General features: G+C 35.5%; 22 protein-coding genes and 1 riboswitch. Of the genes, 2 read left to right on the top strand and 20 right to left on the bottom strand.

Annotation, left to right across the window (positions count from 1 at the left end; genetic code table 11):
- Position 1: 1 nt before the first annotated feature.
- The 8 genes from aroA to rsgA all read right to left on the bottom strand — a co-directional run bounded on the left by aroA (position 2) and on the right by rsgA (position 9,232).
- Positions 2-1,231 (bottom strand): 3-phosphoshikimate 1-carboxyvinyltransferase, encoded by a 1,230-nt coding sequence (aroA, locus tag ACS8MM_RS15830; protein WP_379718881.1) that lies wholly within the window; start codon positions 1,229-1,231, stop codon positions 2-4.
- Entirely contained in the window at positions 1,231-1,557 is a 327-nt protein-coding gene (locus tag ACS8MM_RS15825; protein ID WP_379718878.1) for a DMT family transporter, read from the bottom strand. The genes aroA and ACS8MM_RS15825 overlap by 1 nt, the downstream gene beginning before the upstream one ends.
- Before the next feature lies 1 nt (position 1,558).
- Entirely contained in the window at positions 1,559-1,885 is a 327-nt protein-coding gene (locus ACS8MM_RS15820) for a nucleotide pyrophosphohydrolase (protein WP_379718875.1), read from the bottom strand.
- A 2-nt stretch (positions 1,886-1,887) separates the two neighbouring features.
- Positions 1,888-3,873: a hypothetical protein gene (locus tag ACS8MM_RS15815; RefSeq protein WP_379718872.1), complete on the bottom strand. Its 1,986-nt coding sequence runs from the start codon at positions 3,871-3,873 to the stop codon at positions 1,888-1,890.
- A 2-nt stretch (positions 3,874-3,875) separates the two neighbouring features.
- The gene (locus ACS8MM_RS15810; protein WP_379718869.1) at positions 3,876-5,891 is read right to left on the bottom strand and encodes a DUF3857 domain-containing protein; all 2,016 of its coding nucleotides are present in this window, start codon (positions 5,889-5,891) and stop codon (positions 3,876-3,878) included.
- 12 nt (positions 5,892-5,903) lie between these two features.
- Complete coding sequence (locus ACS8MM_RS15805) at positions 5,904-7,739, bottom strand: DUF3857 domain-containing protein (protein WP_379718866.1); 1,836 nt, start codon at positions 7,737-7,739, stop codon at positions 5,904-5,906.
- 69 nt (positions 7,740-7,808) lie between these two features.
- Positions 7,809-8,261 carry a D-aminoacyl-tRNA deacylase gene (gene dtd, locus ACS8MM_RS15800; RefSeq protein WP_379718863.1) on the bottom strand — a complete coding sequence of 151 codons (453 nt, stop codon included), beginning with the start codon at positions 8,259-8,261 and terminating at the stop codon, positions 7,809-7,811.
- Positions 8,261-9,232, bottom strand: a complete 972-nt coding sequence (rsgA, locus tag ACS8MM_RS15795) for a ribosome small subunit-dependent GTPase A (protein WP_379718860.1) — start codon at positions 9,230-9,232, stop codon at positions 8,261-8,263. The genes dtd and rsgA overlap by 1 nt, the downstream gene beginning before the upstream one ends.
- 63 nt (positions 9,233-9,295) lie before the next feature.
- Here rsgA and ACS8MM_RS15790 point away from each other — a divergent pair, with 63 nt between their 5' ends.
- Positions 9,296-9,739 (top strand): hypothetical protein, encoded by a 444-nt coding sequence (locus tag ACS8MM_RS15790; protein WP_379718857.1) that lies wholly within the window; start codon positions 9,296-9,298, stop codon positions 9,737-9,739.
- A 24-nt stretch (positions 9,740-9,763) separates the two neighbouring features.
- On the opposite strand, the gene ACS8MM_RS15785 is transcribed toward ACS8MM_RS15790, so the two are convergent.
- The 9 genes from ACS8MM_RS15785 to ACS8MM_RS15745 all read right to left on the bottom strand — a co-directional run bounded on the left by ACS8MM_RS15785 (position 9,764) and on the right by ACS8MM_RS15745 (position 17,781).
- Positions 9,764-10,843, bottom strand: coding sequence for a chorismate mutase (locus tag ACS8MM_RS15785; RefSeq protein ID WP_379718854.1), 1,080 nt, complete (start codon positions 10,841-10,843; stop codon positions 9,764-9,766).
- A gap of 32 nt (positions 10,844-10,875) precedes the next feature.
- A complete protein-coding gene (locus ACS8MM_RS15780) occupies positions 10,876-12,021 on the bottom strand; it encodes a pyridoxal phosphate-dependent aminotransferase (RefSeq protein WP_379718851.1) in 1,146 nt (381 codons plus the stop codon).
- Positions 12,018-12,845 (bottom strand): prephenate dehydratase, encoded by an 828-nt coding sequence (locus ACS8MM_RS15775; RefSeq protein ID WP_379718848.1) that lies wholly within the window; start codon positions 12,843-12,845, stop codon positions 12,018-12,020. The genes ACS8MM_RS15780 and ACS8MM_RS15775 overlap by 4 nt, the downstream gene beginning before the upstream one ends.
- 215 nt (positions 12,846-13,060) lie before the next feature.
- The gene (gene folE / locus ACS8MM_RS15770) at positions 13,061-13,747 is read right to left on the bottom strand and encodes a GTP cyclohydrolase I FolE (protein ID WP_379718845.1); all 687 of its coding nucleotides are present in this window, start codon (positions 13,745-13,747) and stop codon (positions 13,061-13,063) included.
- Positions 13,748-13,778: 31 nt separating this feature from the next.
- Positions 13,779-14,090, bottom strand: a complete 312-nt coding sequence (locus ACS8MM_RS15765) for a TIGR03643 family protein (protein WP_379718842.1) — start codon at positions 14,088-14,090, stop codon at positions 13,779-13,781.
- A 5-nt stretch (positions 14,091-14,095) separates the two neighbouring features.
- Entirely contained in the window at positions 14,096-15,622 is a 1,527-nt protein-coding gene (locus ACS8MM_RS15760) for a cryptochrome/photolyase family protein (protein ID WP_379718839.1), read from the bottom strand.
- Positions 15,623-15,654: 32 nt separating this feature from the next.
- The gene (locus ACS8MM_RS15755; protein ID WP_379719045.1) at positions 15,655-15,786 is read right to left on the bottom strand and encodes a DUF2256 domain-containing protein; all 132 of its coding nucleotides are present in this window, start codon (positions 15,784-15,786) and stop codon (positions 15,655-15,657) included.
- 16 nt (positions 15,787-15,802) lie between these two features.
- Positions 15,803-17,110 carry an ABC1 kinase family protein gene (locus ACS8MM_RS15750; RefSeq protein ID WP_379718836.1) on the bottom strand — a complete coding sequence of 436 codons (1,308 nt, stop codon included), beginning with the start codon at positions 17,108-17,110 and terminating at the stop codon, positions 15,803-15,805.
- Complete coding sequence (locus ACS8MM_RS15745; RefSeq protein ID WP_379718833.1) at positions 17,107-17,781, bottom strand: TetR/AcrR family transcriptional regulator; 675 nt, start codon at positions 17,779-17,781, stop codon at positions 17,107-17,109. Before ACS8MM_RS15745 ends, ACS8MM_RS15750 begins: the two co-directional genes overlap by 4 nt.
- A gap of 120 nt (positions 17,782-17,901) precedes the next feature.
- Here ACS8MM_RS15745 and gldA point away from each other — a divergent pair, with 120 nt between their 5' ends.
- A complete protein-coding gene (gldA, locus tag ACS8MM_RS15740) occupies positions 17,902-18,798 on the top strand; it encodes a gliding motility-associated ABC transporter ATP-binding subunit GldA (protein WP_379718830.1) in 897 nt (298 codons plus the stop codon).
- Positions 18,799-19,115: 317 nt separating this feature from the next.
- Here gldA and metF read toward each other — a convergent pair whose 3' ends face one another.
- The 3 genes from metF to ACS8MM_RS15725 are packed head-to-tail and all read right to left on the bottom strand — an operon-like array spanning position 19,116 to position 23,779.
- Positions 19,116-20,072 (bottom strand): methylenetetrahydrofolate reductase [NAD(P)H], encoded by a 957-nt coding sequence (metF, locus tag ACS8MM_RS15735; protein ID WP_379718827.1) that lies wholly within the window; start codon positions 20,070-20,072, stop codon positions 19,116-19,118.
- A gap of 40 nt (positions 20,073-20,112) precedes the next feature.
- Positions 20,113-22,785 carry a methionine synthase gene (metH, locus tag ACS8MM_RS15730; RefSeq protein WP_379718824.1) on the bottom strand — a complete coding sequence of 891 codons (2,673 nt, stop codon included), beginning with the start codon at positions 22,783-22,785 and terminating at the stop codon, positions 20,113-20,115.
- A gap of 4 nt (positions 22,786-22,789) precedes the next feature.
- Positions 22,790-23,779: a homocysteine S-methyltransferase family protein gene (locus tag ACS8MM_RS15725; RefSeq protein ID WP_379718821.1), complete on the bottom strand. Its 990-nt coding sequence runs from the start codon at positions 23,777-23,779 to the stop codon at positions 22,790-22,792.
- A gap of 84 nt (positions 23,780-23,863) precedes the next feature.
- Positions 23,864-23,983: riboswitch (SAM riboswitch) on the bottom strand.
- Between the last annotated feature and the right edge of the window lie 65 nt (positions 23,984-24,048).

The raw sequence follows: 24,048 nt of genomic DNA, 5'->3' as shown, positions 1-24,048 counted from the left end.
TTCAGACCTCTGTCATTTTAAAACCCACTTGTTGTAAATCCTTCCAAAAATCAGGATACGATTTTGAAACTACTTCAGCTTCTTCGATGATAATTGGAATACGTAGAGCAAGTGGCGCAAAAGCCATGGCCATACGGTGGTCTTGATAGGTTTTGATTGCTACTCCTTTATTGATTTCACCACCAGTTTCAAGGGTTAGTGAATCATTAGTCACTACGATTGAAGCTCCCAGTTTTTCCAGTTCAGCCTTCACTGCTTCCAAGCGATCCGTTTCCTTGATTTTCAGCGTATGCAATCCGGTGAGATGGCATCCGACACTCAATCCGAAGCACGTAACCGCAATAGTTTGGGCGATATCGGGACAATTGTTTAAGTTGTATTGTACCGTTTTCAATTGATTGTGGTTTATTTTACGAAGTGTGATTTTAGTATTTTTAAAACCAGTTTCCACTCCGAAATCCCTATAAATTGTTGCCAAAGCCGAATCGCCCTGCAAGCTATTTTGTTTATAGCTTGATAACGTTACCTCTGTACCGATTTCAGATAGTGCCACCATGGAATACCAATAGGACGCCGAAGACCAATCGCTTTCAACAGTTAGCTGCTGATTGCTTTGCATTAAAGGCTTTGGAGCTACTGTGATTTTATTTTCCGCGAAAGAAGTTGCCACACCGATTTCGTTTAACAAAGCCAAAGTCATTTTGATATATGGGATGGACGTTATTTCACCATCGAGAGTAAGTTCCAAACCGTTTTCCAATTTAGGAGCAATGAGCAGCAAAGCTGAAATGTACTGACTACTTACATTTGCCGGCAACGTCACTTTATTTTGCGTGATTTTTTGGCCTGTGATTTTCAAAGGCGGAAACCCTTCGTTTTCGGTGTATTCGATTACAGCACCCAATTGACGTAAAGCTTCTACCAAGATACTAATAGGACGTTCCTTCATCCGGGAAGAACCTGTCAACACTACCTCTTTCCCTTCCTGTGTAGCATAATAAGCCGTTAAAAAACGCATAGCTGTTCCGGCGTGATGAATATCTTTTATTGAGTTGTCGCTTATTAATGCTTTAGTCATCACTTCCGAATCATCGGAGTTAGACACATTCTCCAACGAGATCGATTTATATAAAGCCTGTAACAATAACAATCGGTTCGTTTCCGATTTACTACCTGATATTGCAATAGTCGATTGTTTGTGAAGTTGCGAAAGTGGAAGAAACAGTTTCATTATTTGGATACAAATTTCAATCCGATGATGGAAAGAATTAAGGTTGATAAAAAGAAAACGCGCCAGAACGTTGCAGGTTCTTTAAAGATGAATATTCCAACTAGCACACTACCAATAGCACCAATACCCGTCCATACTGCATAGGCTGTACCGATAGGCAATTCTTTGGATACTTTCACCAACAAAACCATACTAACAGTCAAGCACAGTAAGAATCCAATGTACCATAATATAGCGCTGTTTCCTGAAGCTTCTTTAGCTTTGCCGAGACAAGTAGCGAAACCCACTTCAAAAAGACCCGCGATAAATAGTAGTATCCAGTTCAATTTATTTTAATTTTTCGTTGTTATGATGGCGGTCGTGATCCCGTTTTGTTTTCAGGTCCATTTTTTTATCGAAAGCGGATTGCAAATCGACTCCGGTTTGGTTGGCCAAACACAGCACTACAAAAACCACATCAGCAAGTTCTTCTCCTAAATCTTTATTCTTGTCGCTTTCCTTTTCCGATTGTTCACCGTAACGGCGGGCGATGATTCGGGCTACTTCCCCAACCTCTTCGGTAAGCTGCGCCATATTGGTCAATTCATTAAAATAACGAACCCCATGATTTTTTATCCAGTTGTCAACGTCAAGTTGCGCATTTTTCAAATCCATAATTATGCTTTTTTAAGTACTACTTTTTCGGTTTGTTTTTTGATCATTTCGGAGAAAAAACTTTTTAGTTCATCGTAATCCTGAGGAGCAACTATACTCGTATTAATATCGAAAGTTGAAGAAACTTGAAGTTGCTTTCCCGTATTACTAATCATAAACTTATACGATAACGATTTATCACTTAATGTCAAACTCAACGATTGAGGTATTGATTCAACGACATACCCTTCAGGCAGATCAATTGTAAATAACATTTTTTCCTGATTCGGGAAATTAAAATCTATAGGATAGACCCTTTTTTCTTCCTTAAATGGATTTTCAGTATATGCCATAAATCCCAGAGGCAAAAAATAAATTTTATCTCCAATAGATTCATAATATCCATCATTCTTAAAAGAATACATTTCCACTATCGGTTTATTAACATCCTGTTTATTCTCTATTTTATAATCACTAATCTCTGTACCTTTCCAATCTTTTTCTAATTCAGCCAGATATGCATCTTGACTTTTCAACCCTTCATTTTGTCTAAATACCAATGCATTATAATCTGCGCGTACTTGTCTGACTTTCCCAGACACCGAACCATCCTTTTGGAACGTTCCAATCAAACTAACACTTTCTTTTGAGATTATTTTTGGCATCAAGTCTATTTCAACACAAGTCCCATCCTTTTTGATTAATTGACCGTTCCAGTTCAAATTATTAACTGGAAGCGAATAAATCGTTGTGTATTTGTCCGTTGCGTCCAGAAGAAATCGTTCTGTACCAATTTCAACTGAGGCTATTACAAAATTAATTTTTGATTTGTTGGGAAATAATGCAATGCCGTTGTCTTTCGTACTCAATAAAACAGGATTCGCATTCAATCCTGCCGTTCGCAACATCGATACCAATATCAGATTGATTTCTGCTGCATTTCCAACTTTTGATTCGTAAGCGTAATTCAAAGGCTGTTTTGGCATGTAACCATAGCTTTTATTCCAATTCATTCTGGCTTGAAGAGTCGTAAAAATTTTTTCAAGCTTACTTTTTTCGGAATCCAATTGAGTTAGCCAACTTTTCAAATCAGTATTATAATACGATTGTTTTTCAATTTCTTTTCCGAATTCACGCTTTCCGTAAATGGACAAAGCAACGTCTCCCCAAGTTTTGGAAATTTGCTCCGGCTTTTCATTTGGCATTCTAACTGTTTGGAGTTCATGTTCGATTTTGCCATAGTAATTATGAATATTCGTAACAAAAGCCTCCTCTTTTAATGCAGGAATATTTTTTATCGTATAAACCGACTTGATTTGTTTGTGATAGAATCCTGCTGAACTGTTATGTGAATCAATATATTTTGTGGCCGTTTCTTCAATTGTCTCTTTTAGGTCGACTTGCAAACTACCGTTCTTAATTCCTTTATAGATATAAAACTCCGGAATCTCGGTTATATACTCCGCAAAATCTACAGGAATATCATACTGAAACTGAAAATCTGGCAGCACTGCTGCATTTTGTGATTTAAGTATATACTTCAATTCTAGAATTGAGCCTTCCTCTGCATTAGGAAACAATACCGTTTTCGCTTTCCAAAATTCATTAACCTTCTCTTCAATCTTTCCCGTCTTGGTTACTTTTTCTTTCGTAATCTGGTTGTTTTTAAAATTGTATGTAAATGCCTTAACAATTTCCACAGTTTCATCTTCTAAATTATCGTATCCAACAAAATAGGGAATTTTAAAATTTGCCCATTCTAGACCTTCTTTCTTAAAAATCTTAATTTTCAAATCAACTTCGGTAAAGCTTACATATCCTTTATCTGCAAAATATTTGAATTTAGTCGTCGCCTTTTTAAACAAAATCCCTGCAGGTGCATTTGTCTCAGTTTGGTGAACTTTTTGATTTAATTGTTCAACAGTAACGGCATCGAGCTCTAGTTTTTGAGCCGATAAAGATGGACAAAACGAAACTACTAATACTGCAATAATTGCTTTAAAATTCATTTTTACGCTTTTTTAAGCACCACTTTTTCGGTTTGCTTTTTAATCATTTCTGCGAAGAAACTTTTTAGCTCTTCGTAATCTTCTGGTGACAACACACTTGTTTTAACATCAAAAACGGAAGAAACCTGAATTTGTTTACCATTCGAACTGATATTGAACTTATAACTCAACAACTCATCTGAAAAAACAATGGCTACTGCAGTAGGCATAGATTCTACTACATACCCTTCTGGAATATTGATGATATTTAAATATTTTGACTGACTTGGGAATACAAAATCAATTGGATACTCTCTCGTTTCCTGTTTAAAAGGATTTTCAGTTTGGGAGAAAAACAATAACGGAGAAAAGTACAATTTATCACCAATTACTTCAACTAAATTGCTGTTTTTAAACGAATAAGTTTCAATAATAGGCTTATTCAAATCACCAGTGTTTTCAACTGTATATTCTTCAACGACAGATCCGTCCAGTTCCTTTTCTTTCTTCTCAAGGTAAGCTTCTTTGGCCAACTTCCCATCGTTTTCTCTAAATAGAAAAGCATTGTAATCAAAATTTTGTGTTTTGATTTTTCCTTCGAATTCTCCTTTCGAATTCATACTTGCCATCAAGTTTGTGATTTCTTTTGATATAATACTAGATGACAGATCAATTTGGGCTGAAGTCCCATCTTTTCTGATAATTCTTCCCACCCAATTTAAATCGCGAATTGGAAGAATATTAGGCAATGCATTTTTATTCGTTGCGTCCAACAAAAGAAGCATATCAGGCAATTCGACACCTGCAATAACATAGTTAAAAGCACTTCTACTTGGATACAATGCGATACCATTGGCACGTGTACTCAAAATAACCGGACTTACATCGATACCTGCATAACGCAACATAGCCACCAACATCAAATTGATTTCAGCTGAATTTCCAATTTTATCTGTATAGGCAGAAGACACCCCTTTATCACATGAATAAGAATGCATACCGTCCCAATTCATGCGTGACTTTACATAATTAAAAATAATTGCAATTTTTTCATTTTTATCTGTTATACCTTCTAACAAAGCTTTTACATCATTCTCAAAATAGCCTGTTTTGTTCAATTGCGGACCGAAATCAGTATCTTCATAAATCTTTTTCACCACATTATCCCAATCTGTAGCAAAAAACTCATATGGAGCCTGAGGAAACTGAACACTTTGCAATTCGTGCTGAATGCTTGACATATAATTTTCAATGTTGTTCACATACGATTCGTCTTTAAGTGCCGGAACATTTTCTGCGATGTATATCGTTTGATCTTCATTATAAACAAAATCATATGCATCTCTAGAAGAACTAGTTACACTTCCTTGAAAATTTGCATGGGTTCTTGATTTGGAAATAAGAGCAACTGTCTTACTTGTTTTATTCTTCGTTTCTATAAGTGGCACAGTTCCTTTTCTGTACACATTGTATTTATAATATTCTGGAATACCAACTTTACATTCCGAGTACAGTACTGGTATTTCTCTTTGAAAACTCCACTCTGGCAACGTTGAAATATAAGGTGATCTTAATGTATACTTGTACTCTATAATTGAGCCTTCTTTTACATTAGGCAACGTAATTTTTTTAATTTTCCAGAATTTATTTTTTTTCTCTGTGAATTCACCTTCCGACTTCAGTTTTGTTTTCTCAATTTTACCCTCAACCAAATTGTAGGTTACTGCTTTAGAAATCATTACCGACTGATCACTTTTCCCACCAACATAATAAGCAATTTCTTTGTTCGCCCAGTCATAACCTTCTTTTTTGTAGATTTTAATCTTAGCTTCTACCTCAGTAATTACATCGAAACCTTCACCTTGTTTGTATTCGAAATAGGTACGCCCTTTTTCAAAAATAACCGAAGCTACTGCCGATGTATCTTTCGCATATTTTGTCTCTTTTAATTCCTCAATGGTTACTTCACCCAATTCTCTTTTCTGCGAAAAAGCCTGAAGCGAAATGATCGATAGTACAGCGATAAAAATGTTTCTCATATGTGTATGGACTTATTGATTCTCTTGTAAAATTATTTTAGAATTGTCTTGTTTTGCTATTTGCTCTCTGAATTTTCTATACTCTTCATATTCAGTTGCGGTGTACATTCCTTTTTTAATTAAAAGTGTTCTTTTGTACTGTAATGTATTTGGATTCAAAATTGAAACTTCTGCCTTATACGTCCCAAACTTTGTCTCGATGGTAGTGTTTTCAGGTTTAGCAGTTAATTTATTAGAAACAGGAAATTCGATTTCGATGGTATCTTCATCATAGAATCCTCTTTTAATTTCGAATCCGTTTTTTCTATTTCTATAGCGTTGCGGAATGTTATGATTCTGATTAAGAAGATTAATGTTTACCATTTTTTCCGAGCCCACTTTCTGTACAAAACCTGCCGCACTCAATTTCACTTCCTCCTTGAATTCTACTTTTTCTTTATTATTTGATAATTTCACCTCATCAACGAGTAAATTATTGATGTGTGACCATCTTTCTTTATAATTTTCCTTAATCTTATCGGGAGGTAGTTTTTCAATAGGCGCAACGTTATTATACTGAATCCCAGTATAGTTTACAGTTGCAATGGTTTGCATTGAACCATCATTGTTGATTTTAACTTTACCTGTAGTAATTTGGGCATTATCTGTATTGCTATATTGATTCGTTTTCACGATTTCACCACCATCAGGTTTGATAATTAAAGCCAATCGATCATCCGTAAAATCCCCTTCAAAACCGAAAGCCTGCGTTTGACTGGTACATTCTAAAAATGTCAATTTTTGATTGTGAGGAATGGCTAGTACGGCATGATTTCCTTGCATCGAAACAAAATCTTCTAAAATATCTCTCTTCTCATCGTCTCCGTAAATAATCGCATAGTAGGATGGCACTCCAACCAATTCCAGTAATGATTTTGTATAATTACTCAATGCCTTACAGTCGCCATACCCCAATCTGTCGACATCTTTAGCCAACATGGGTTTCCAACCTCCGATACCCATTTGAATGCTCACGTACCGTGTTTTATCCTGAACGTATTGGTAAATTTTTCTAGCTTTTTTAATCGGATCGGTTTCATCGCCAACCAAAGCTTTGACTTTATTTTGTGTCTCTAAAGGAATTTCATTGCTCCCTTTCAACAATTTTTCATTCATCCAAAGACCGAAATCCTTCCATGTTTTCGCATTCCCTTCAACGCCCTCCAATTGAAACTTTTCCAATCCGAATAACACATGGGTAAACTTAAATGGCGCTTGTTCTTCTTCTCTTTCCGCAAGAAGATTTTCGACAACATATTCTATAGAATTTGCGGTTTGTTCTTTGACAATTTTTTTTCCATCAAAATTTACTTCCTTGAATTTGAAACCCAAATCAGAAGGATAATTTATTCGAAATTTTGATTTTTGGATACTTTCATTAAAATCATCAACGGGATACCATCTTGGTATAAAAGCCGTGTTCGATGTCTGCGTTTCACTTTGATAGACAATTGTAAAAGGATATTCAGTTGGCACATAATTTAGTGATAACCTTCTGGAATCGTTAATTACAGAAAAACCGTCAGCCACACTTTGGTCAAAGAAATCCTTACGTCGTAACTTTTTAATCTCTTTCCCAAAAGCATTGTAAATAGTTGCTTCAATAGCATTAATACTTTCCGTTTTATCATAATGTTCGTAGGCATCTACGTTACGCAATCCTTTTTCATTATAAACTGTTACCACTTTTTTGGTCTTAACAATCATATTGGAAATCGATTTGATTTCAATCGAAATTTCCTGAGAACGAACAACACTATTGGCATTTTGTGAGAGTTCGGCTGGAATTCCAATCACTAATAGATCCATATTTTGCGCACTGAGTCTATTAAAAGACAGCAGAACTATCAGTAAAAAAAAGGAATGCAAACTCTTCATCTATTCTTTATTTTTTGTGTCAATTATTATTGTTACGGGACCATCATTAATCAAACTTACTTGCATATCTGCACCAAATTGACCTGTTTGTACTGGCTTTCCGATTTCTTTTTCCATCTGACTTACGAATTGCTCATACAGTGGGATGGCAATTTCTGGTTTTGAAGCTTTACTATAAGAAGGACGGTTCCCTTTTTTGGTTTGTGCGTGCAATGTAAATTGACTCACCACGATTACTTCTCCATCACAATCTTTCAATGACAGGTTCATAACTCCATCAGTATCGGCAAATATTCTCAAGTTCGCAATTTTCGCAGCCAACCAAATGATATCTTCTTGATTTGATACATCTTCAATTCCGATTAAAATTAACAATCCTTTACTGATTTCAGCAGTTTTTTCCCCCGAAATCGAAACAGATGCTTCTGAAACTCTTTGAATAACTGCTTTCATTATTCTACCTCTTCGTTGTTTTTTCCTTCTCCATAAATATCGGTTCGATAATGTTCTTCATCTCCTTCCAAAATCTGAATATAACTCTTATATCGCGACCATGCAATTTCGTCTTTATCCAAAGCCGCTTTAACAGCACAATGAGGTTCTTCTTTATGCAAACAATTATTGAATTTACACTGCTCTTTTAATGCAAAAAATTCGGGAAAATAATCCCCGATTTCCTGTTTTTCCATATCGACTACACCAAACCCTCGGATTCCGGGTGTATCAATAATTCGAGCATCAAAACTCAAATCAAACATTTCCGCAAAAGTAGTAGTATGTTGACCTTGGCTATGTGAATCCGAAATCTGTTTGGTTTTCAGATTCAATGTTGGCTCTAAAGCATTGACCAATGTCGATTTTCCAACACCGGAATGCCCCGAAAACATGGAAACCTTCCCAATCATCATTGCTTTCAGTTCTTCCAAACCTTTCTTTTCCTGCGCTGAAACTCGTAAGCATTTATAACCAATTGTAGAATAAATGTATTGCAGGTACAGTTGTTCATCCAGAACGGCTTCATCAAAAGTATCAATCTTGTTGAATACCAAAACCGCTTCAATCCCATACGCTTCGGCAGTTACTAAAAATCTATCGATAAAACTAGTTGTCGTTACCGGATTATTGATAGTTACCAACAGAAAAACCACATCAATGTTTGACGCAATAATATGTGTTTGCTTCGACAGATTAACAGATTTACGGACGATATAATTTTTTCGGTCATGAATCGTAGTAATCACACCAACGGTCACATCGGCAGAGGTATCCAAATCATAATCCACAACATCTCCAACCGCAATTGGGTTGGTACTTTTTATTCCTTTAATTCTAAATTTCCCTTTAATACGGCATTCTAAAAACACATTGTCTTTGGTTTTTACAGTATACCAGCTTCCGGTAGATTTATATACGATTCCTGTCATGGGGCAAATATACAAGAAACAAATTTTTTATTATTTTTATTACGACTTAAAAACTAACTAACTATGAAAAAAATCGTATCACTCTTTGCGTTTATTTGCTTTGCTAATTCCATTAATGCACAACAATATGAATTTAAAGTTGTCACTTGTGTTGAATCTATTGTTCCAAACGGATTAGGAAGATCCCGATTGATCGATGTTGAAGACAAAAGAAACCACAAAGATTTTACTTCTCAACATAGCGAAGGAAGAAACAAAAGTGATCGAGGCGACATTCGTGTTGAAAATTTTGAAGAAACGAAACTTTTAAATTTTTACAACATAGGCGGTATTCGATTTGAAAACATCGCGGCAAATGATGCCTTAATCACCTCTAAACTTAATGAATTATCCAATGAAGGTTGGGAATTATTCCAAGCCTTAAGTGGCGTTGAAAGCGATTCAGGCGACAAAGACGGCCAAGGGATTTACATTACCCGATTCATTTTTAGAAAATTGAAAAAGTAAGATAAAGCCGCTATTGGCTTTATCTTATTTATAAATCTTTTCTTGGTGATTGATACTTTCTTGGTGTATTGCTTTGAAAATTTTCAAAACAAATTCTTCACTTAAGCCTTTTGCTTCACCATCTAAAATCATTTTTCCCAATATTTCATTCCAACGTGTATTTTGTAAAATAGCCACGTTTTTTTCTTTCTTGAGTAAACCAATTTGATCGGCAACTTTCATTCTTTTCCCTAGAATTTCTAAAAGCTTACTATCAAACTCATCAATTTGTGTTCTCAATTTTGAAATACGCTGGTTGTAGTCATCTGTTTTATCATCTTCCTTACGAACCTTTAAATCCAAAAATATTTGCTTCAAGGTTTCAGGAGTTACTTGTTGCGCAGCATCACTCCAAGCCTCATCCGGAGTACAATGTGTTTCAATCATCAAACCGTCATAATTTAAGTCCAAAGCTTGTTGTGACACTTCTTCGATCATATCACGACGACCAGCAATATGTGAAGGATCACAAATAATAGGTAAATCCGGGAATTTATTCTGAAAATCGATAGCAATTTGCCATTCTGGATTGTTGCGGTATTTGGATTTATCATAGGTCGAAAAACCACGATGTATAACTCCTAATTTCTTAATTCCTGCGTTATACAAACGTTCTAAACCACCCAACCATAAAGACAAATCAGGATTGACAGGATTTTTCAACAACACAATTTTATCTGTATTTGCCAACACATCGGCTATTTCCTGTACCGCAAATGGATTTACAGTAGTTCGCGCTCCTATCCACAACACATCAATATCGTGTTCCAGAGCCAATTTTACATGTTCCGCTGTAGCAACTTCGGTGGCAACTAATAGTCCGGTTTCCTTTTTTACTCTCTGCAGCCATGGCAATCCTATTGCTCCTACTCCTTCAAATCCCCCGGGGCGGGTTCTCGGTTTCCAAATCCCAGCTCTGAAAATAGACACGTCAGAAGCTTTCAATTCATTGGCAACAGCCATAACTTGTTCTTCGGTTTCTGCACTACATGGCCCGGCAATCACCAATGGATGTGCCAGTTTGAAATCATCTAACCAAGTATGTAGTTCTTTTTTATTTTCCATAATATCAAATGATTACACAAATGTAATCGGTTTTAAAATCTATTAATTACTTCTTTTATTTTTTCTTCATCGACACAAAGCGAAAAACGAATATACCTTTCCCCATTCGTGCCAAAAACAGTTCCTGGAACGATAAACAAATCGTTTTCTCTCAAAATTTTATCTACAAAAATTTCGGATGACTCTTCAGTTTCAGGAATTTTAGCCCATACAAACATCCCAACACTTTCTTTATCACAATTGCAACCCAATTTTTCTACCAATTCATAAATTAGTGTTCTTCTTTTCAGATAAATTTGATTTTGCTTTTCAAACCAATTTTTACCCAATTTCAATGCTTCGACCGCGCCTTTTTGAATACCGTAAAACATGCCACTATCCATATTGCTTTTTACTTTCAAAATAGCTTCAATCAACTTTTCACTACCCGAAACCATTCCCACGCGCCAACCTGCCATATTGAATGTTTTACTTAACGAATTGAGTTCCAAAGCCACTTCTTTTGCTTCTTCAATTTGTAAAATTGACATTGGATTGTCATTCAGTACAAAACTGTAGGGATTGTCGTTAACTATCAGAATATCATGTTTTTTGGCGAAAGCAATCAATTTTTCAAACAACTCTTTACTTCCTCTTGCACCGGTAGGCATATGAGGATAACTCACCCACATTAATTTCACCTTTGTCAAATCGCGTTGTTCAAGCGCTTCGAAGTCCGGTTCCCAATTATTTGCTTCATACAAATCATAAAAAACTGAAGTCGCTCCGACCAAATTGGATACTGATTGATACGTTGGGTAACCTGGGTTTGGAATCAACACTTCGTCACCTTCATTCAAAAAAGCCATAGAAATATGCATAATTCCTTCTTTGGAACCCATTAACGGTAAAATTTCCTTATTAGAATCTAGTGAAATCCCAAAATGCACTGCATAAAAATCAGCCATTCCTTTTCTCAATTCTGGCAACCCCTGATAACTTTGATACTCGTGTGCTTTTTCATCAAATAAAGCCTTCTGAATAGCCAAAATCACTTTATCAGAGGGCGCCAAATCTGGACTTCCAATTCCCATGTTGATGATGGGTTTCCCATCCAAAATAAGTTGACGAACTTCTTTTAATTTCTGAGAGAAGTAATATTCATTGATACTCTTCAATCGATTCGCAGTTGCAATCATACTCTTCCGTTTTTATATTCACCTAATACTTTAAATTCTTTCGTTTTCAACTCCAAAATGGCTTTCGCCTTTCTATACTGATCATATTTATCAAACGTCACATCAATAAAAAACGAATATGTCCAAGGTTTTTCAATCACTGGCATGGACTGGATTTTGGTTAAATTCAAGCCACATTGATTCATCTCATTAAGTATATACGCCAAATTCCCTTGTTCGTCTTCCAACTCAAATTTCAATGAAGCCTTATTAATTTCGGTTTCAGGAATGATTTTATTCGTTGTTTTGACAATTACAAAACGAGTCGTGTTATTTTTAATCGTATGAATATCTGATGCCAACACATCTAAATCATACAATTTTGCCGCTACCGGACTCGCTACTGCTGCAATTCCTTTTAACTGATCTCTTTGAATTCTTTGTGCTGTTTCAGCAGTATCGGCACTTTCAACCAATTTGATATGTGGATATTGACTGAAGAAAACACCACATTGCAGCAAGGCGATTGGATGAGAATGTACCTCTTTAATGTCGGCGATAGTTTGTCCACTTAAAGCCATCAGTGTCATATTGATTCGGAGATAATATTCACCAATAATGTGAAGGTTGTTCTGATCAATAAGCGCATAATTAGGAATGATTGAACCAGCGATAGAATTCTCCAAAGCCATCACTCCTTTTACTGCTTTTTGATGCAATAAACTTTTGACCAAGTCGCCAAATGACATACATTCCTCCAAAGCTACTTCACTATCGAAATAGTGCTCTGCCACTTGATGGTGAAATGAACCTTTAATACCCTGAATTGCGATTTTAGTTTCCATAGGACAAAAAAAAATCCCGATGTAGGTTTTACATCGGGATTGTATTGTATAATTAACTTTATTTATTGCTTTAATTTAAGTTTACATAATAACAATCCCGCATCTGATACCAGAAGTAAAAGAAAAAATTGTTAAAATATGTAAATAAGTTGTTCATTGCTTTCTTATTGTATTTGACAAATATATAAAACTAATTTATGAATCTTAAAAAAAAATTACATTTTAAGATAATTGTGTAATTCTGTGATTTTTTGATCATTTTGAAAAACACCATCATAAAAACTAGTTACTGTTGCCGAACTTTCATCTTTAATTCCACGGGAAGACACACATAAATGTTTGGCATCTACAATAACTGCGACATCTTCCGTTTCTAAAATTTTTTGTAACTCCAAACCGATTTGCATCGTCAATCGTTCCTGAACTTGAGGTCTTTGAGCAAAATACTGAACAACCCTATTAATTTTTGATAGACCAATCACTTTACCTTTTGAAATATAGGCGACATGAATTTTACCATAAATAGGCACAAAATGATGTTCACAATTGGAATAAAACGTAATGTTTTTTTCCACCAACATTTGATTGTATTGGTATTTATTTTCAAAAAGTGCTACTTGGGGTTTATTCGCGGGATTTAATCCACAAAAAATTTCATCAACATACATTTTTGCAACACGTTGTGGTGTTCCTTTTAGAGAATCATCGTTCAAATCAAGACCTAAAACCTCCATAATTTCCCTAAAATGAAAAGCAATTTTTTCTTTTTTTTCTTCATCAGCCATAACAAATGCATCAGGCTTCATGGGTGTCTCAACGCTAGTAAACAAGTGATTGTCTCCAATTTCATCAATTGAAAAAGAGACTAACTTTGATTTATCTATTTCTGGATTTTTTGTCATGGGATATAGATGTATTGGTTTATAATTAATTTTATCTTTTTGCTATTTTATTTCCTGTGATTTGTCTTTGCAGGCTGCATTTAAATCGGTTAATTTCTGGATTGCGTTTGCGCAAATGTTTTTGGCTTACTCCTGAGTTTACTCTCTTGCGCCATAAATTAAATGACGAACGTTTTAATTCTTTTCGCATCAATTGAATTACCTCTTTTTCGGGTAGTCCAAATTGATATTCAATGGCTTCAAATGGTGTTCTATCTTCCCACGCCATTTCAATAATTCGATCAATTTCAGCTTCCTTCAACTCAGAATTTATTCTAGGCGCAATAATTTTCTCTATATTCATTTCATTTAACAATTTCTGGTTTGAATTAAAAATTGTGCTCTTTGATTTATTTTTTCTAATTCGTTTTTATCCATTTTGTTCAACAAAGCATACATCATTTTCATGCGTTGATTGTTTTCAAATCGATTTCTATTTCGATCTAAGAAATGCCAATACAAACTATTCAATGGGCAACTATCCTCCTCAATTTTGGTTTTTTTATCATAGGTACAATCCAAACAATAATTACTCATCTTATCAATATAATTACCAGAAGAGATATAAGGTTTGGTCGCCACAATTCCACCATCTGCAAACTGGCTCATTCCTCGTGTATTCGGCAACTGCACCCATTCTATTGCATCAACATACACACCAAGATACCAGGCATCGACTTCATCCGGATGTGTTTCCATCAATAGCGCATAGTTACCCAACACCATCAGCCTTTGAATGTGATGTGCATAGGAATTGTCCAAGGAGTTTTGCGCACATGTTGATACACATTTCATTTTTGATTTCCCTGTCCAATACACTGAAGGTAATGGATATTTGTTTTCTAAAAAATTACTAGTTTTTACTTCTTCAAATTTATTCCAGTACACCATTCTTACATATTCACGCCAACCTAATATTTGGCGAATGAACCCTTCCACCTGTGCTAATGCGATTGTATCTTGATGTTGATAAAAATAGTTTTCGGTTTCTTGGACAACTTCTTTAGGACTTATCATTTTCACATTCAGCGCAAAAGACAAATTAGAATGAAACAATAGCGCTTCCTCCGAATGCATAGCATCCTGATACGTCCCAAAATGAGGTAATAGAAACTTAAAAAAATAGTCCAATTGTTCTAATGCTTGTTTTCTTGATTTAGGATAATTTGAAACGGTTAGTTGTTTTCCAAAAGTGATGATTTCTTTTTCCTTCAAATCATCTAGTATATCTGTCACTTCATTTTTAAAAAGTAATGCGCAAGGAACGGTCACTTGGTTTTTCCATTTGTTTCTATTTTCCGAATCAAAATTCCATTTGCCTCCTATAGGTTTATCATTTACCACTAAAACATGGAATTTCTTCCGTAAGTACCGATAAAAATTTTCAAGCAAATAGAATTTCTTTTCCGCACCTAAGTCCGCAATTTCTTTTAAACTGCAATAAAAATGTTCGCTTTCAAATGCTTTAACTTCAAATGGAAAAAGTCCTTTGAAACTTTTAAATTCCTGATACAATCTATATTCATCCGGCAATTGATAATGCAGCGCTTCAACTTGAAATTGGGATTGTAAAAACTGAATATTTTTTTCAAAAGAATGATGATTAACCGCATCGTTAATTTTAAAATAATATACTTGAAAACCTTTGGATCTCAATTCTTCGGCAAAATTGCGCATCGCGGCGAAAAAAGCCACCACTTTCTGATGATGATGTAGCACATACTCGGTTTCAGACTTTACTTCCATCAAAACATACAAATAGCGTGACACATCCTCTTCTTGAAACCAAGAATGGTTGCTATTCAATTGGTCGCCTAAAATCAATCGCAAAATCATACTTTGACTATTTTATTTAATAAATCAAAAATTTACTCCAAATGATTTATTACTTTCCTTTTTCTACATGCATCGCTACAATATTTGACTTCTTCCCAGTTTTTCTCCCATTTTTTTCGCCATGAAAATGGTTTGTCGCAAGAGCTACATATTTTGAAAGGCAAGTAGGATTTATTTCCTTTATGATAAGTATTTTTCAAAGTCGTTGATTTTAATTTTCGCTTTGATATCAAACATTAAATTGTACAAGCCAAAGAAAGTTCGGTTTACATAAATAAAATGTTTTGAACCTCTATTCCCGTTCATTTTACGAAGCTGTTTGTCATTAGCAAATTTTTCACTTAATGAAGCAATTTTTCCAAAAAACTCTGGATTGGCAAAGTCAAAATCTACTTTATGAATCGGCTCGGTAAACACCGTTAACAATTCGTGAAACATGGCCGTAAAAAAATCCATTTCTGTTGGCGTATCGGTTGACTTTAAAATTTCCAATTCGAATAATTTTTTCTTAAAATAGTCCATATCCGCTAAAGCACTTGGTGTGGAAACTTCAAAATAAGGTTTGTAAAACCCTTCTGGAATTTGTTTCATACAGCCAAAATCTATCGCAATTAAATTCGCTTCTTCATCTACCAAAAAATTACCAGGATGTGGATCCGCGTGAAATTTTTTCAATTGATGAATTTGGTACATATAAAAATTCCACAACGTCTGTCCCACTTTATTCCTTTTTTCTTGTGAAGTTTCAGTTGCACAAAACTCAGACAAATGCACTCCATTCATCCAATCCATTGTTATAATCTTATCAGAAGAAAATTGCGGATAATAACTTGGTAGTTTTAAATTTTCAATTTGCTGACATTCTTTGCGAACAGTTTCGCTTTGTTGCAGTTCCAACTGATAGTCAGTTTCTTCTGTTAGTTTATCTTCCACTTCCTGAAAATATTCATCAGATGTACCTTGCAAATTAAACATCCGAATGGCAATTGGTTTGACTAGCGCAATATCTGTACTGATACTCTCTCTGACTCCTGGATATTGAATTTTTACAGCGAGCTCTTTTCCTTCTTTTTTGGCTCTATGTACTTGACCAATACTTGCTGCATTGATAGAATCTGCAGAAAATTCATCAAACAAATCTTCTGGATATTTTTTAAAATAATTTTTAAATGTTTTACGGACTAATGGGGCTGAAAGCGGCGGTACAGAGAATTGTGACAAAGAAAATTTTTCCACATACGATTGAGGAAGTAAATTTTTCTCCATACTCAACATTTGCGCCACTTTTAGAGCACTACCTTTTAATTCTTTAAGTCCGTCGTAAATATCAGAAGCATTGTTTTCATGTAGTTTTTCTTTCGTTAAACTAGGATTAACCACTTTCTCACCGTAATATTTAAGGTAATTCCCGCCAACTTTTACGCCAGTAGTTACTAATTTAGCTACTCGTTCTACTTTGTTCGTTGGAATTGAATCTATTTTTTTCATTTTCTCGAATTAAAGTTTCCAAATTTTTCCTTCCAGATGAATTTTCCGAAATCCAAAATACTTTCAACAGGTACATTGTAAACCATGTCGAAACTTGCTTTTATCGATTTCTCTATGAAAACATCTGTCTTTTCGAAACTAGGCGATTTATCTTCCGTCCAATAATTGAAAATAGATAAAAATTGTAACCACACACCTTCATGTATCACCCTATTTTGAAGATCTGTAATTCTTTGATTTTCAAATTTAAAAGGTGTATCCAAAACTGTTTTGACATAATTCAAGAAATCTTTTCTTAGGGTTTTAAGCTTCGATAGATTTTTTAGTGGCATTTTTTCCTGATGCAATAAATTCATTACAAAGCTTCTATTTGCTGTAGCTACTTCGAAGAACGTAAAATAAAAACAGGATAATTTTTGAGGTGCGTCATATTGCTCATACTCCGAAGTAGTAGACAATAATTCCAATGTATATTGCAACATGTCGGAGAAAAACTGTTCTTCTAAAGCTTCAAATGAGGCAAAGTACTTATAGAACTCTGCTTCTTCCAAGCCGATACTTTTAGCAAAATCATAAACTGAATGCGGTTTCTTACCCTGCGTCAATACATAATCGGTGTAATTTGACACTATGGTATCCTTTGAAATTTCTACTATCTTTTTCTTTGCCATGATTTATTTATTTTGTTTAACAAATTTAATAAAACAATAAACAAAAAACCGTTAAAGAACCATTAATTTACAATCAGGCTATAATTAAAATTTATTACTTTTGCTCTAAATACATTTTCCATGTCAATTGAAGTTCAGAATATTTCTAAAAGTTATGGCGCACAAAAAGCGTTAGACAATGTTTCATTCAAAGTTAATAAAGGAGAGATTGTAGGTTTTCTTGGGCCAAACGGAGCAGGAAAATCAACTTTAATGAAAATTTTGACTACCTATATCAATGCTGACGAAGGCCTTGCCAAAGTGAATGATTTTGATGTAAAAGAGAACACAATCAATGTACAGAAATCGGTTGGTTACCTTCCTGAGCACAATCCACTTTATCTGGATTTATATGTAAAAGAATACCTCACCTTCAATGCCGACGTTTATAAAGTAGACAAATCCCGCATTGAAGAAGTAATAACCCTGACAGGATTGACTCCAGAATCGCATAAAAAAATTGGCCAATTATCAAAAGGATACCGTCAACGCGTTGGACTAGCCACTGCATTATTACACAATCCTGATGTTTTGATTTTGGATGAACCCACCACGGGATTGGATCCAAATCAGTTGGTTGAAATTCGAGATTTGATCAAAAATATCGGAAGAGACAAAACCGTATTCCTATCGACTCACATTATGCAGGAAGTAGAAGCCATTTGTGACCGAGTAATTATTATCAATAAAGGAAAAATTGTAACCGATAACACTATTGAAAATTTAGTTCAAGAAGTGGTAGAGCAAGTTATTGAAGTAGAATTTGACTTACCTGTGAATGCAACATTACTTGAAGAGTTACCCAACTTAAAGGCATCTACCAACACGACTGAAAACAACTGGGAATTGATATTTACTACTGAAAATGATATGCGTCCTGCTGTTTTTGACTTTGCCCAACAAAATGGTTTAAAAACTTTACAACTATCATTAAAAAGCAAAAACTTAGAAAGTATTTTTAGAGAGAAGACTAAATAATTTCATGAAGGAAAATCTCAGTAAAAACATAGCAATCACATTCTTGATTGAATTTTTATTTGGTACAGTATTGATTTCAAATGAATATACAGATTCTCCTGCTTTTACATTGTGGTTTTTTGCGACATTCGTAATCAATACCATTGCCTTATTTCTTTTAATCCGATTTAGAACCAGATTTTATATACCACTTGCTTTACTTTGTCTAGTAAGTATTATTACTCCTCCAGTCTTTATATTTTCGTCACTTATGCGAATGCAATGCTAGTACTCACAATCGCAATATCAAAAAAGGCTGCAACTGCAGCCTTTTCTATTTAAAAAATTTCTTTGGCTATCGCCTTAATATTTTCAGCTTTACCCATAGAATAGTAATGCAATACAGGGATTCCTGCTTTTACTAATTCTTTACTTTGATTGATGCACCATTCGATACCAATTTGCTTCACCGCTTCATTATCTTTAGCTTTTACCACAGCCATAATTAAATCGTCCGGTAAATCCACTTTGAATCGGTGTGGAATCAAATTCAGTTGCTTTTTGGTGGCAATTGGTTTTAATCCCGGTATAATAGGAACAGTAATTCCAGCGGCACGACATTTTTCAACATATTCAAAAAACTTTTGATTATCGAAAAACATTTGCGTGATGATATAATCGGCTCCATTCTTAATTTTTTGTTTCATGAAGTAAATATCACTATCCATGCTGGGTGCTTCCATATGTTTTTCAGGGTAACCTGCCACACCAATACAAAAATCGGTAGCATTAGAATTTTGTAAATCGGCATCTAAATATAATCCATTATTCAGATCACTGATTTGTTTTACTAATTCGGAAGCATAGGTATTTCCATCTTTTTCAGGTTTGAAATAAATTTCACTTTTTACAGCATCTCCACGCAATGCCACCACATTATCAATTCCAAGAAAATCCAGATCAATCAACAGGTTTTCCGTATCTTCTTTGGTGAACCCACCACATAAAATATGAGGAATAGCATCTACATTGTATTTATTTTGAATACCTGCACAAATCCCTACTGTCCCGGGGCGTTTTTTTACAATTTTCTTTTGCAATAAACCATTTTCCAGTTCTTTGAATTCGTATTCTTCTCGGTGATATGTCACGTCTATAAATGGCGGTTTAAATTCCATTAGCGGATCAATTCCGTCAAAAATGCATTGAATATTCTGACCTTTTAAAGGCGGTAAAATTTCGAAGGAAAACTGTGTTCTTCCGTTGGCTTTTTCTATATGTTGCGTTACTTTCATTCTTGATTTTGAATTATATTTTATAAGTTCTTCCAAATATTCAATCGGCGATATTTGGTGAAAGCCATTTCATTGCTTCCTCTTTACTTATATTTCTTCTTTTAGCATAATCTTCGACCTGATCTTCTTTGATTTTTCCAAGACCAAAATATTTACTTTGCGGATTGGCAAAATAATACCCCGAAACCGATGCGGCTGGCCACATCGCCATACTCTCAGTCAATGTAACCCCTATATTTTCTTCTACTTTCAATAGTTTCCAAATAGTCGGTTTTTCCAAATGATCCGGACAGGCAGGATAACCTGGCGCTGGTCGAATGCCCTTATAATTTTCTTTGATTAATTCTTCATTCGTCAGATTTTCATCGGATGCATATCCCCAAATTTCTTTTCTCACTTTTAAATGCAAGTATTCGGCAAAAGCTTCTGCTAATCGATCCCCCAAAGCCTTCACCAAAATTGAATTATAATCATCCAATTGTTGTTCGAATTCAGTCGCTTTTTCATCCACACCAAAACCGGTAGTTACACAAAAACAGCCGATATAATCCTGAACTTCTTCAATAGGTGCTACAAAATCGGCCAAAGCAATATTAGGTGCACCCGCCGTTTTTTGAGATTGTTGACGAAGCGTTAAAAATTGCACCAATTCTTTTCCATTTTCATCACTCACCAAGATATCATCGTCATTGACTTGATTGGCTGGAAAAATTCCTAAAATACCTTTAGCAGTAAACCATTTTTCGGCAATAATCTGAGACAGCATTTTTTGAGCATCTTCAAATAAGGAAGTCGCTTGTTCGCCCACTACTTCATCAGTTAAAATGGCTGGAAATTTACCATACAATTCCCACGATTGAAAGAAAGGTGTCCAATCAATGAAATCTACCAATTCAGATAAATCAATTGCTATCGTTTTAGCGCCAATGAAATTAGGTTTAATTGGTCGATAACTTTCCCAATCCGTTTTGAACTTGTTCTTTCTAGCCTCTGCAATTGACAGAAAGTTTTTCTCACGACTTCTGTTCAAATAGCCTTCACGCAAGGTATCGTATTCATCACGAAGAGATTTTGCATAAGTCAACTTTGTATCCGTTTGCAATAAATTAGTTGCAACTGTTACAGCTCGAGATGCATCATTGACATGCACGACTGTTTCCTTATATTCAGGAGCAATTTTCACCGCAGTGTGCGCGCGGGAGGTCGTAGCTCCACCAATCATCACCGGGATTTTTATATTCAGTTTATCCAATTCTTTGGCCAGATATACCATTTCATCCAATGATGGAGTTATCAAGCCGCTCAAACCAATGATATCCACCTTTTCTTTAACGGCAGTTTCAATGATTTTTTCAGGCGGCACCATTACGCCCAAATCAATGATTTCAAAGTTGTTACATGCCAACACCACCGAAACAATATTCTTTCCGATATCATGTACATCACCTTTAACCGTAGCCATTAATACACGTCCTGCGCTTGATGATTTTCCGTCTTTTTGTGCTTCGATAAATGGGAGCAGATATGCCACGGCTTTTTTCATTACACGAGCTGATTTTACCACCTGCGGCAAAAACATTTTTCCGCTTCCGAACAAATCACCAACCACATTCATTCCGTTCATCAAGTGATTTTCGATAACTTCTATAGGACGGCTTACTGAAAGGCGTGCTTCTTCCACATCGATTTCGATAAATTCATCCACTCCTTTCACCAAAGAATGCGTCAAACGTTCCTGCACCGAACCATTTCTCCACTCTTGTCCGGCACGTTCCGCTGTTTTTACTTCACCTTTTACACTCTCAGCAAAATCCAAAAGTCTCTCGGTTGCATCATCACGGCGGTCTAAAATAACATCTTCTACATGTTCCAATAAATCCTTAGGAATATCATCATAAATGGTCAACATTTCCGGATTTACTATCCCCATCGTCATACCATTTTGAATGGCATGATATAAGAAAACCGAATGCATGGCTTCGCGTACCGTATCATTCCCTCTAAACGAAAAAGAAACATTACTTACGCCACCACTAATATGTGCATGAGGTAAATTTTCTCTAACCCATTTCGTACCTCTGAAAAAATCCAAAGCATTCAAGCGGTGTTCCTCCATTCCTGTTGCTACAGGAAAAATATTCAAGTCAAAAATGATATCCTGAGGTGGAAAATTCACCTTGTTCACTAAAATATCATACGATCTTTGACAAATCTCGATTCGACGCTCGTAATTATCTGCCTGACCAACTTCATCGAAAGCCATCACAATAACTGCTGCACCGTATCTTTTAATCAATTTGGCATGTTCAATGAATGTTGCTTCTCCTTCTTTCAACGAAATAGAATTCACAACACACTTCCCCTGTACTACTTTCAAACCTGCTTCAATAATTTCCCATTTCGAGCTATCAATCATGATAGGAACTCTGGAGATATCGGGTTCGGCAGCAATAAGATTCAGAAATCGGGTCATGGCTTGTACACCATCCAGCATTCCTTCATCCATGTTAATGTCAATAATCTGAGCTCCCCCTTCCACTTGCTGTCTAGCAATATCGAGAGCCTCATCATATTTCTCCTCTTTTATTAATCGAAGGAATTTTCTTGAACCCGTAACATTGGTCCGCTCACCAACGTTTACAAAAACACTAGTTGGCGTAATAATTAAAGGCTCTAATCCTGATAATAGTAAATTTCTTCTTTCCTCACTCATTGTATCAAACTACTTCTTGTGTTGTTCTTGGCTTATAATTTTTAGCGATTTCTGCCATTCTTCTAATGTGATCTGGGGTTGTTCCACAGCATCCACCTATTATATTCACTAAATTTTCTTCCAGGTATTCTTTGATAAATGCCTGAGTTTGTTCTGGAGTTTCATCGTATTCACCAAAGGCGTTGGGCAAACCAGCATTGGGATGAGCAGAAACATTGAATGATGTATTGTGTGCTAACGTTTTCAGATAAGGTTTTAGCAAATCTGCTCCTAAAGCACAATTAAAACCTACGCTTAATAAAGGAATGTGCGAGACAGAAATCAAGAAAGCTTCAACTGTTTGTCCGGAAAGAGTTCTTCCAGAAGCATCAGTGATAGTACCTGACACCATGATAGGCACGTCAATATTTCGTTCTTCTTTAACCTCTTCAATTGCAAAAAGGGCTGCCTTTGCATTTAAGGTATCAAATATGGTTTCCACCAATAGTACATCGCAACCACCATCCAACAAGGCTTCTACCTGTTGTTTGTAGGCAATTCGCAAATCATCGAACGTTACCGCTCTGTAACCTGGATCATTCACATCAGGCGACATGGATGCTGTTCTGTTTGTAGGCCCGATGGAACCCGCTACAAATCGAGGCTTATCGGTAAACTCATCAGCGACTTCACGCGCTATTTTTGCGGATTGGTAATTCAGTTCGTAGACTAAATCCTCCATATGATAATCAGCCATACCAATAGTTGTACCGGAAAATGTATTGGTCTCAACAATATCGGCACCAGCCTGAAAATACAAACGATGCACTTCTTTTACAGCTTCAGGTTGGGTCAACGAAAGCAAATCGTTATTCCCTTTTAACGGATGTGGAAAATCTTTGAAACGTTCTCCGCGAAAATCATCTTCCTCGAATTTGTAACGTTGCAACATAGTTCCCATGGCACCGTCGAGCACGAGAATTCTATTTTTAATTTCGGATTGAATTTTTGACATAATTTGTAACATAATAGGCAATACATGCCTGATTTGGGGCACACAATTCCATTATGTTATCTAAAAAGAGAGAGAAAACTACTCTAGTTATCTTTGCCTTACTGTACTAAAAAATAGCATAGAGGCTAGAATGCAGCACCTTCTACAAGCGTAGGGTTGCTAAGCGTTCACAGGGTCTATTCCCTCCCGCTTTCTTGATAACGATACTAAAATTATGAACGATGCAAAAGTACTAATAAAAAATGGAAAAAGAAATATTTTCCGTTTTT

Origin of the sequence: Flavobacterium sp. MAHUQ-57, from assembly GCF_051908335.1 — a bacterium.
Classification (GTDB): Bacteria; Bacteroidota; Bacteroidia; order Flavobacteriales; family Flavobacteriaceae; genus Flavobacterium.
The sequence above is the reverse complement of the archived record's forward strand: the minus strand, read 5'-3'. Positions and strand labels throughout refer to the sequence as shown.